Source organism: Anaerolineales bacterium, assembly GCA_016928575.1.
GTDB lineage: Bacteria > Chloroflexota > Anaerolineae > Anaerolineales > RBG-16-64-43 > JAFGKK01.
This window is the reverse complement of record JAFGKK010000018.1, coordinates 1-10,121: the sequence shown is the minus strand read 5'-3', so window position 1 is coordinate 10,121 and position 10,121 is coordinate 1. Positions and strand designations below refer to the sequence as shown.

Annotated in this window: 9 protein-coding genes; all 9 read right to left on the bottom strand. The window is 60.3% G+C overall.

Going from position 1 to position 10,121, the window contains the following annotated elements; translation table 11 throughout:
• Positions 1-1,050: 1,050 nt before the first annotated feature.
• Entirely contained in the window at positions 1,051-1,743 is a 693-nt protein-coding gene (locus JW929_03405; GenBank protein MBN1438433.1) for an RHS repeat-associated core domain-containing protein, read from the bottom strand.
• Positions 1,744-2,307: 564 nt separating this feature from the next.
• The gene (locus tag JW929_03400; protein ID MBN1438432.1) at positions 2,308-3,669 is read right to left on the bottom strand and encodes a glycosyltransferase; all 1,362 of its coding nucleotides are present in this window, start codon (positions 3,667-3,669) and stop codon (positions 2,308-2,310) included.
• A gap of 263 nt (positions 3,670-3,932) precedes the next feature.
• A complete protein-coding gene (locus JW929_03395; GenBank protein MBN1438431.1) occupies positions 3,933-4,796 on the bottom strand; it encodes a glycosyltransferase in 864 nt (287 codons plus the stop codon).
• 17 nt (positions 4,797-4,813) lie between these two features.
• Positions 4,814-5,677, bottom strand: coding sequence for a glycosyltransferase (locus JW929_03390; protein MBN1438430.1), 864 nt, complete (start codon positions 5,675-5,677; stop codon positions 4,814-4,816).
• Between the two features lie 102 nt (positions 5,678-5,779).
• The gene (locus tag JW929_03385; protein ID MBN1438429.1) at positions 5,780-6,541 is read right to left on the bottom strand and encodes a DUF1647 domain-containing protein; all 762 of its coding nucleotides are present in this window, start codon (positions 6,539-6,541) and stop codon (positions 5,780-5,782) included.
• 32 nt (positions 6,542-6,573) lie between these two features.
• Positions 6,574-7,767: a glycosyltransferase family 61 protein gene (locus JW929_03380; protein MBN1438428.1), complete on the bottom strand. Its 1,194-nt coding sequence runs from the start codon at positions 7,765-7,767 to the stop codon at positions 6,574-6,576.
• 18 nt (positions 7,768-7,785) lie between these two features.
• The gene (locus JW929_03375; GenBank protein MBN1438427.1) at positions 7,786-8,601 is read right to left on the bottom strand and encodes a hypothetical protein; all 816 of its coding nucleotides are present in this window, start codon (positions 8,599-8,601) and stop codon (positions 7,786-7,788) included.
• Complete coding sequence (locus JW929_03370; GenBank protein MBN1438426.1) at positions 8,601-9,815, bottom strand: glycosyltransferase family 61 protein; 1,215 nt, start codon at positions 9,813-9,815, stop codon at positions 8,601-8,603. Before JW929_03370 ends, JW929_03375 begins: the two co-directional genes overlap by 1 nt.
• Before the next feature lie 104 nt (positions 9,816-9,919).
• The coding region (locus JW929_03365) for a hypothetical protein (GenBank protein MBN1438425.1) at positions 9,920-10,121 on the bottom strand (202 nt) is incomplete at its 5' end.

The following is a 10,121-nucleotide window of genomic DNA, read 5'->3' as shown; positions in this document are numbered from 1 at the left end:
CGCCCCTGTCCATCCATCATCCGACGAAAGGAGAATGTACCTTAATGGGGGTCTCTTTTTTGTCCGAATGATGGGGTCCACTTAATTAACGGACTGGACATCCATATCATTGTTCCAACACAAATATCCATTTTCAATGTCAAGTATACAAACTCGAGATTCTTCATCTATATTTTGGCACACTATAGCAATTTTCTTATCATCCCTCGAAAGACTTATTGAATGCGGAATGAAATCGGTCGCATCAGGCGAACTTGAAAAAAGATTAACACATTCTTTTGGAACCTCATACATTAATACCGGCTCTCCGAAGGAGAATTCTTTTACGGGATTATAATTTCTATCAAAGTGATTCTCAAAATTAATTCTGGATATTTCATATTTACATAACGATAGTCCGTCTTCACATCCCGAGATTAGGAATTTTCCATCACGTGAAACGGTGAAGATACCCGAAATCGGAAACAGATATTGCTGCAATCTTCCTTCGGTATCCATAATCCGCAGATTGTTTTTCCTTGCCCTTGGTACGTTCGCTGCAAATAGAATATATAGCCGTATGTTTGCGAATTCGTAAAAAGAATTGGAATCGAAAAGGAACAACCTGAAAAAACAATGAGGCTAATGATTGAAAAGAAGATCTTTTTTTTCATTGTAATCGAACTCCTTTTTTGGATTTTCAAAATTAATAGTTTGGACGGATCCACCATACTTCTCCAATCTGAGAATAAAATTTATCAGCCTGATCATCAATGTAATGTCGACCCCTCTCATCCTCGACTACAATATGGCCAATGCCATCTGCATCGTACTCAATATCAACCACCATCGCCACATGTGTTGAATGTTCAGGATATCCTCCTCCATGACCAGGCGCATAATCACTATAGAATATTAGATCCCCTGGCCTAATACCTGCTTTTATCCATGCTTGTTAAATTTCCTCCCATTTAAGAGAATTGCTTAAATCTCCATAATTATTTAAACCATCGTCAGAATTGTTATACCAACGGCCCATCTCTTTCCCCCCTTGATCCTTAATTGCTTGCATTAAATCATCGGTCCTTTAAAAGCATCTGTTGTTGGATCAATTTTAGTATGACCGCCGGAAGCATTTAATGCCTGGGCTACGATGCAAGCGCAATCATTATCTTCTCCCGCAGCGCAATCATTTCCTTCGGCATTACCTACTACCCACCGTACAGCTTTAGCGCGTGGCGATTCGGGTTTCTTTGATCCGTGCCCATGTTCAGGTACAGGATCATCTAACGACCTGCCACTGCATCTGTTGCCTACAGCCTCAAATTCACACTCCAATGGCTTATTTCCGGAAGGATCGATCATCTTCAGGCTGTTATTATATACATAGGCGTAACGGTCGAACGATTGCGGATTCAACAGGCTGGGAATTACCGTGTCCGCCTGGGCGAACCGGCCGAGCTCCGCGTCATACCACCGGGCATTGTAATAATACCCCGCCCACTCCCGCCCCGGGCAGATCACCGGCGCTTCGTGAACGGGCGGGGCAGGTAGCCCGATTCCCGCCTCCTCGCGCTGCCCCGTGTAGGAATAGCTGCTCGGGGCATAACTTCCCTCATACCGCTTTTCGCCCCAAGGCATATACCGTATCTCGTCCACCTTTTCGCCGTCGGAATCGGCGATCAGGCTCGTGCTGCCCAAATGATCTCCGATCGTATAATACAACCCATTTTCTCCGGGATTGGTGCTTCCGGCGACGCGCACGGCGATCCTTTCCGCGCCGGCGTAATAATAATACCGCCACACCTGGCCGGAGGGCTCGTTCTGAGTCGGAGTCGGGGTGTGGGTCGGGGTGGAGGTTTTCGTCGGCGTTTTCGTCGGCGTCGGGGGTCGGCGTCGGGGTTTCCGGGAAAGGTGCCCATCGGGCATATGAGGGGGGAGCACAAAGGATCTGTTTCCCGGCAGCGTATCATTCGTCTTGCGGGGAGACTGCTGAGTCGTCATGAAATTTATTCTCTTTGCACCGTTTATGGCCAATTAATCTTTTCTTCCGGAGATAATCCTCCATCCATCCGATAAACCCTCAGGGCAGGCCGATCTTATTTCTGGCCACAGAAAGCACAAAAGGCACATGAGGTGAAACCTCTGAAAATGTTATCCTGAGCGCAGCGAAGGATCCGCACACGCAGAAGCAGATGCTTCGCTCAGCATGACACCCATTTTTTTGAGGTTTCAAGGTTGTAATAATTTTTCGGTTAATCAATAATGGGTGAGTAAATATAAAAATTTTATATGTGCGTTTTGTGCCTTTTGCGGCCTAAATATTTTTCATTCGGGTGATAATTTCCCCATCCAATCGACAAACCCGCGCACCTGTTGCTTGAAATCGAACAGTTTCACCGCCCGCGCCCGGGCTCGGCGGCCCAGCGCGGCGGCCTTCTCCGGATGGAGAAGAAGATCGCCCAGCCGCGCCGCCATTGCTTCGGAATCTCCGGGAGCGGCGAGATATCCCGTGCGGCCGTCGTCCACCTGCTCCGGGATGCCGCCGACGGCGGCCGCCACCGCCGGCAGTCCGCAGGCCATCGCCTCAAGGACCGAATACGGCGCCGTGTCGGCCCGGCTGGGGTGGAAGTAGGCGTCCGCCGCGCGGTAGTATTCGGGCATCCGCGCCGGATCCTTCACCAAGCCGGCGAAGACGATCCGCACGTTGCCGAAGGCCAACGGCTCGCCTTCGTCGCCCACGCACAGGAAATCCGTCGGCGGCAGTTCCGGCGCGCTTCCCAGGCGCTCGGCCGCTTCCAGAATCCATCCGTACCCCTTCCACGGATTCACCTTTAGGTGGTTTCCCGAGATCATCACGATCCGCCGTTTCGGATCCAGCCCCAGCCCGGCGCGCGCGGCGCGGCGGGAACCGGGCGCGAACAGCGCCGTGTCGACGCTGTTGCGGATCACCCGCTTTCCGGCCAGCGGGATGCCGGCCTCTTCAAACATCGAAAGCAGCCACTGCGATGGCGCGGCCAGGTACAGCCGGCTCCGGCCGAAAATCTTCCGCTTGCGGCGGAAATTCCACGCGGTCGCATCCCGCCGGATGGAGGGATAAATTTTCAAATCGGGGCACTTCCCGCAGCCGATCCGCCAGCGCGGACAGTCGATCGGATGCCCGCAGTGGCCGGTGAGCAGCCACGGATCCTGCGGGAAGAGAATCACCGGGAGGCGCGCGCTTAACTCCGGCAAATATTCCAAATCGAAAAAGCCTTCGCGGCGGTTCCAGCGCGCGTGCAGGTTGTGCAGCAGAACCGCGTCCGGTTGTTCGGGCGCCAATTCCAGGATCCGGCGCGAACCCGGCTGGGTGAAATCCTCGTGCCCGCGCCACAGGTCCCACGCGACGCGCGGGAAGGCGGCCGCCTCGAAGAGCGGGAACAGCCGGTTTGCTCCGCTCCCGCCGGTGAGGCGGAGAAGGGCGCGGTACAGCGCGTCCAGCGCCCGCGCGCGGGCCGAGACCTGCCAGCGGTTCGGGATCCCCAGGACGTCCTCCTCGGAAAAATCCTTCAGCCGCCCGGCGAACAGCATCGAGCGGTGGCCGAGGGCGCGGAAGGCGCGGTGCAGGCGCAGGGCGATCTGCTCGCCGCCGCCGCCTTCGACCGCGGGCGCCACTTGGAGGATTCGCAAAGGTCTTTGGTTTGGTTTCATGTCCGAAAAAACATCATCCCGCCCTCATATGGGGGCTGGCCAAAAAGGAAAACGATCGTCATGCCCGCGCGTACGTAGCGGGCATCCATTCCTTCAAACCCCTGGATTCCCGCTGAGATCACGCGGGAATTACGATCGAACACTTGCAGGGTATCATCCAATACCGCAGTCATCCCGCCCCCCTGTGGTCCCCCCATTCCAAAGGAATGGGGGGACCACAGGGGGGAGAGGGATCCGGCGGCGGTAAACGTGATCCTAACATTTCAGATGATCCATTCGCGGGAGACGATCCACGCGGATCCGCGCCCCTCCTGGCGGATCTTCGATACCGGATAGGCGAGGCCGGTCGCCGGATACAGCCGGCGCGGAAGCGCGCGGGCGATCCGCCGCACGGCGAGTTCCGCGCGCGACGGCGGCCGGTATCCGTGCCGCTGCAAAACGGTCCGGCATTCGTCGAGGTAACCTTTCATCTCGTTCGAGGTGAACGACCGCTTTTGGAATCGGAAACACCCCAGCGGCGCGCCGACCGCGTGTAGTTCGGCGTGACGGAAGAACCGCGCCCAGAGCTCGAAATCCGCGGCCATGCGCAGGCTGTCGTCGAGCCGCGCCCCGCTCCGCTCCCACAGCGACCTGCGCCAGAAGGTGGATTCCTGCTGGATGACGGTCGAATAGAAGCCGGGGACGAGCGGGGCGTTCCGCCCGCGGAAAAACGCCCTCGCGTTGAAGCCCTCCGCCTGGCGGGCGGAAATCACCATTCCCGCCTCGTCCATCACCAGCGGGCAGAGGGTGGTGATCCACTCCGCTTCGGGCAGCGCGCGAAAAACGCTTTCCGCAACGCGCAGCGCCCAGGGCGTGAGCATGTCGTCGGAATTCAGCCAGCCCATGATCTCCCCGGTCGAGCGGCGGAATCCCTCATTGAGCGCGTCGGCGTAGCCGCGGTCGGGGCGGCTCGTCCAATAGGCGAGGCGCGCCGCGTGCGCTTTGATCGTCTCCGCGCTGCCGTCGGCCGATCCGCCGTCGATGACGATGTACTCGAGGTCGTCGATCTCCTGCCCGAGCACCGAATCCATCGCCCGGGGAAGGAACGAATTTTGGTTGAAGGAAGGTGTGACGATGGAGAATTTCATATCGGACGCACCGGATCCTAAACGATCCATGCCCGCCGGATTTCGAACGGGTTCGTCCCGCCCGAACGGACGATGTGCGCCACCGGGTAGGCCAGGCCGGTGAGCGGCTGAACGCGGTCCGGCAATTCTCGTGCGACGCGGCGCGCCAACAATTCCGTTTTGCCGGGCGGCTTCCGTCCGTACTTCGCCATCACCCTCCGGCACTCTTCCATGTACCCCTGCCATTCCAGCGCGGTGAACGATTCCTTCTGGAAGCGGAAAATTCCCAGCGGCACCCCGAGCGCATACAGCTCGGCATGCTCGAAGAACCGCGACCAGAGCTCGAAATCTCCTGCCCCACGGAACGAGGCATCAACCCTTCCACCGGCCTTTTCCCACAGCCCGCGCCGCCAGAAGGTGGATTCCTGCTGGATCATGCAGGTATAGAACCACGGATCGAACGGCGCGTTCCGGCCGCGGTAGAACGCCTCGGCGTGAAACCCCTCGACCCGCCGCGCGCCGGCAACCAGGCCGTCTTCGTTCATCACCATCGGATACAGGCTGGTGATCCACTGCACCTCGGGGAAGTGCGTGAACGCCTCAGCGGCCGCGCGTAGCGCCCACGGCGTGAGCATGTCGTCGGAATTCAACCAGCCCATGATCTCGCCGGTGGAGCGCTCGAATCCCTCCTGGACCGCCGCCATTTGTCCGCCATCGGCGCGGCTGCGCCAGCCGGCCAGGCGTTCGGCGTAGCGCCGGATGACGTCCGCGCTGCCGTCGGCGGATCCTCCGTCCATGACGAAATATTCCAGATCCGAATAATCCTGGCCGAGGACCGAACGCAGGCTGGCCTCTAAAAAACGGCCTTGGTTGTAGGACGGGGTGACCAGCGAGATCTTCAAGGAGTTCCCTCTGTCCGGACGCACGGGCCGAACGGCTTTTCCTCCGCAGAACGGACCATTGAGGCTGCCGGCATCCGGCTTCTTTCCGGAGGAGAGGACCGTCTATTCATCGGCATCCTGTTGGAACAGAAAACCCAAATGGAAGGACGACATGAACATCGAAAGGCCGAGCCGGTACGCCAGGATCGACAGGACCGACAAATCCTGGCGGTGGTTGTAGCGGTTCGATCCGGCGGGAGCGATGCAATCCTTGACGAGCGCGCATTCCTCCCACTTCGATACGAACTCCCGGACCTTCCCGAAGCGCCAGTTCGCGCCGACGCTGCCCCCGGCCAGGGGGCGGCGGGAGCGGATCGACTCTTCCACCCGAAGCCACTCCAGGGTTTTCGGATGGGTCCAGGCCGCAATCGTGTTCTTCGCGTAGGGCGCGTAAAACCCGAACCGCTGGACGGTTTTTTTCAGCAGGGTCAGCGGCCCGGTCACAATGTTCCCGGCGTCGAACCAGCAGACCGATCCCCGGACTTCGCGGAACACTTCGTGAAAGATAACCGGTTTCCAGGCGAATTCCCCGGCGTTCACCCGGATGTCGAAGTACGCCGGGTACTTCGAATAATCGAACGGACGGAGTTCCCCGGCGGGGAATTCCGCGGCGAACTCCCTTCGCTGGGCCTCCTCCAATCCCAGATCGTACGCGATCCAACGCATGGCGGGTTCCCACCGCGCCGCGCTGCGCAGCAGATTGCACAGGCTCTTGAAGTGGGTCCGGTCCGCTCCGGTGACCAGCACGAACGGATCCCGCGGCGCCGTTCCGGAGAGGAACCAACTCTTCCATCCGAATTCGACCGACCGCCGGATCCTGTGCATGGTTGCGCGGGCTGTCCCTTCCCCCGGGCGCCTCACTTGCCCAGGAGCATCGAGAGGGTTTCCTGGAGGACTTCGGGCGGGACGATCAGGTCGTCGCGCCAGCGGCGGCCGGCTCCCGCCGCGACCGGAGCGGGATGCTTGCCGAATATCACCGCATAGCGATGGCCGATCGCGGAGCAAAGCGAATAATAGCAGGTGTTGGTGTAGGCGGGATGCGGCGACATGAATTCCACCACCCGCGCGCCGGCCGGGGCGAAGAGCAGGTTTGAGAGGCCCGCGCCGTGGATCGAGACCACGCTTTCGGCGTTGGAAAACAGCTTCATCTGATCCGCCAGCGGCATCCCCTGCGGATCCTGAACCTCGAATTTGAAGGATTTCAGGATCGGGATCAACTCCAGCTCGTTCGCCACCTGGCGGAAGCCGGCTTTCGCCCGCCGCAGATAGATCCGCCGCTTGCCGGCGGCGGGTTTCGGCAGGCCGATTTTCCGGCGCAGCCAGTTTGCCGCCCATGGCCGCACCATCCCGGAATACCCGAGCAAGGACGGGAAGAGCAGGCTCTCCACGCGCCAGTGGTCGTCGCCGAAGGGCTCCCACCGGTCGGAGGGATACCCCAGCCGTTCGAGGGATTCGCGCTGCCAGGGCTCCATCGCCTGCGGGACGATGATGCGGAAATGGCGGATCCCCGCCGCCTCGGCGACGGCCAGCCGCGGAAGGGTGTCGATCCACCAATGGTAGTAGTTCGGTTTTCCGGAAACGGGCGAGAGCAGGGTGAGCATCGCGCCCGGTTGTGCGCGGGCCGCCGGGACGCTCAGCCGCGTGAATACCGGCCACTCCGCCGGCGGTAATCCCCAGGCGAAGGTCGATTCTTCCAGCACGCGCCCGTCCGACGTCAGCACGACGCCGTCCCTGCCCAGCAGGCGCCCGTTGCGGACATGCGCCAGGTAGAGGGGCGGATAGCGGTAGTATTGCGCGCCGCGGTACACGGGATTGACCGTGCCGTCGGCGGTGATCGGCGGGGGCATCTCCACCATCTCGGCCTCGCGGACCGTAACGCACCAATGATCCCACCCGCGCTCGAGCCACGGCAGCCGGGCTTCGCGCGAATCGCTCCAGGCGCGGTAATCCGGAATGCCGCCCTGCGGCAGGCGCGAGCCGGGAATCCGCCGGAGGATCGACGCCGCGATCCGCTTTACCGTTCTCGATGCACGTTCCGTCATGGGTGGCATGATATCATCCCTTCGTTTTTAATCCGGAATCCGCGCCCCTGGGTGATCCCTTTTTCGCGCCGGACCGCCGATGCGGAACGGCAATCCCAAAATCCGCGCCATCCGGTCCGGAACGCCCATCCTCCTCAGCGCCCGCTCCCAGCGGTAGCCGAAGGGCAGGATCTTCCGCGTGCGCAGGTCGACCGGGACGTTTTCCCTCCGGCACAGCTCCACCGCGCCCGGCTCCCAACAGCCGCGGACGACCGCCGTGGTGAAATAATCGAGCGGCAGGTCGACCCCTTCCCGCAGGGAAAGGAACGCAGCGTCGATCGAATCCGAACGCCGGCTGCCCAGACGTTCAAACTGCCAGGGGGATTCGCCGTCGCGGGCGACGGCCGCCAGGCACTCCTTGCGCCACCAGGCCGCCTGCAGGGAGACGCGGTACTCGGCTCCCTTGCGGATCTCGCCGAGGTCCGGCTGATCGGCGCACCCTTCATCCGGACCGGGGATCGGCATCAGCCGCAGGCAGGCCGCCCGGCGGGACCGGGCGTACTCGATGTAGCTTTCGATCCGCCCGGTGTGGATCGGGCGGTCGAACAGGAAATCTTCCTGCAACAGGAGGATTCCTTCCGCGGGGATTCCCTCCAGCATGCGGTGCAGATTCGACGACCAATCCCGGTCCTCGCCGACCGAGAGCGCAACCACGCGCTTGTCGGGATACCCCTCGAAGTTGGATCCCAGAAAAACCGGATAGGGGCAATCCTCCCAATAGCGGAAGAACAGCGTGAAGAACGGGATCCATACGTCCCGGTAAGAATCGCATGAAACCACAAGGATCGCGGTGGAGGGCCGCATCAATCGAAAAGCCCCATCCGTTTCAGGCTCACCGTCAGCTTTTGCGGATCCAGCCGGAAATGGTCCAAATCCCTGGCTCCCTCGGCATTCCGATCTTCCGCCGGCGAATATCCGGTAAGGAAATAATATTCCTGATCCAGGGAATTCGCCATCGAATAGAAAACCGGGTTGATGAATTCGGGGGGGAAAACCTCCAGCACGGGGATCCCGCGCGGGGCAAACAGCAGGTCGGTCATGCCCGCCCCATGCGGGCCGGCCACGGCCCCGGCCTGCGCGAGTAAATCCACCTGTGATCGGAAAGGCAGCGATTCCAATTCGACTTTCTCAAATCCCGCCCGTTCGAGGATCGGCCATAAATCCTCCTCGTTCCACAGGCGCCGGTAGCGCGCGCGGCAGCGGCTGATCCACAATCTCCGCTGCCCCGCCGGGCGGTCCTCGACGCCCAGCCGGTTCCGCAGCCACCGCACTCCCCACGGACGGATGAATCCGGGAGTCGACAGATAGGAAGGGATGAGCAGGCTGTCCGCCTCCCAATAGCCCTCATCCAACCCGGCGCACCGTTCCGGTCCGTAGCCCAGCGCCTCCAGCGGCTCGAGGTTCTTCTCTAGCATTTCGGGGACAATGAAGTTCGCCTGCCCTGCGGCTCCCGCCGCCTCCAACACCGAAAGCCGAATCACGCCGTCCATCAGCCAATGCCCCACGTTGACTTGGGCGGCGGGCACGACCAGGGTCGCCCACGTCCCTTCCCGGCGCCGCAGGCGGCCCAGTCCCGGTTTTTGGAAAACCTTGTTCTTCCAAATCGGATCGCCCCAGGTATGCGTAAACTGGTCGAAGACCCGGTCGTCCGGTGAAAGCACCGTTCCTTCCGAGGTGGCGACCCGGCCCCGGCGGACGGCGGTCACGGTCAGCTCCGGATATTTTACCCGTGCGTATTTTTCAAATATTTGAGGAATGGGCGATTCAATCGACCGCGGTGGCGGCCCGGCGATCTCCTCCGCATCCCGCACCTTCACCTGCCAATTCCGCGGCTTGCCGTCCGGCGATGGGCGGCGCCTCTCGGTTTCGCGGATCCATTCCGCCGCATCCCAAATCACCTTCGTCGGAATCCCGCCGGCGGTCGTGGGAATCGGCAACACGCGGAGGATCGACGCTGCGGTCCTCCGCAGGACCGGGCGGAGTTTTCCGCGCCAAAAGAGTGAAATCTTATGCTTCATGTTTGGCAGAGGCAATCCGGAAGTATTATAACGTTGTCTCTATTCAGGCAACGATGAACAAGTAAGGATTTCCTTTATCAGGGTGTTGAAAAAGCCTAGCGATGTCATTGCGAGGAGCGAAGCGACGAAGCAATCTCCCTCTTTTTCCGGCGAAGGAGATTGCTTCGCTCCCTGCGGTCGCTCGCAATGACACCCTTTACGGGCTTTTTCAACATCCTGTGTATCTCCTCAGCCCCCCGTCCCTGCCCTTTCCTCACCCCCAACCCCACAACCCCTTCCCCCTCTCCTGACTTATGCCAGGAGAGG

What these genes read in the sequence shown, in the direction of transcription:
- JW929_03400 (MBN1438432.1), bottom strand. Translation starts at nt 3,669, where the DNA reads ATGAAACCAAACCAAAGACCTTTGCGAATCCTCCAAGTGGCGCCCGCG.
- JW929_03395 (MBN1438431.1), bottom strand. Translation starts at nt 4,796, where the DNA reads ATGAAATTCTCCATCGTCACACCTTCCTTCAACCAAAATTCGTTCCTT.
- JW929_03385 (MBN1438429.1), bottom strand. Translation starts at nt 6,541, where the DNA reads ATGCACAGGATCCGGCGGTCGGTCGAATTCGGATGGAAGAGTTGGTTC.
- JW929_03380 (MBN1438428.1), bottom strand. Translation starts at nt 7,767, where the DNA reads ATGCCACCCATGACGGAACGTGCATCGAGAACGGTAAAGCGGATCGCG.
- JW929_03375 (MBN1438427.1), bottom strand. Translation starts at nt 8,601, where the DNA reads ATGCGGCCCTCCACCGCGATCCTTGTGGTTTCATGCGATTCTTACCGG.
- JW929_03370 (MBN1438426.1), bottom strand. Translation starts at nt 9,815, where the DNA reads ATGAAGCATAAGATTTCACTCTTTTGGCGCGGAAAACTCCGCCCGGTC.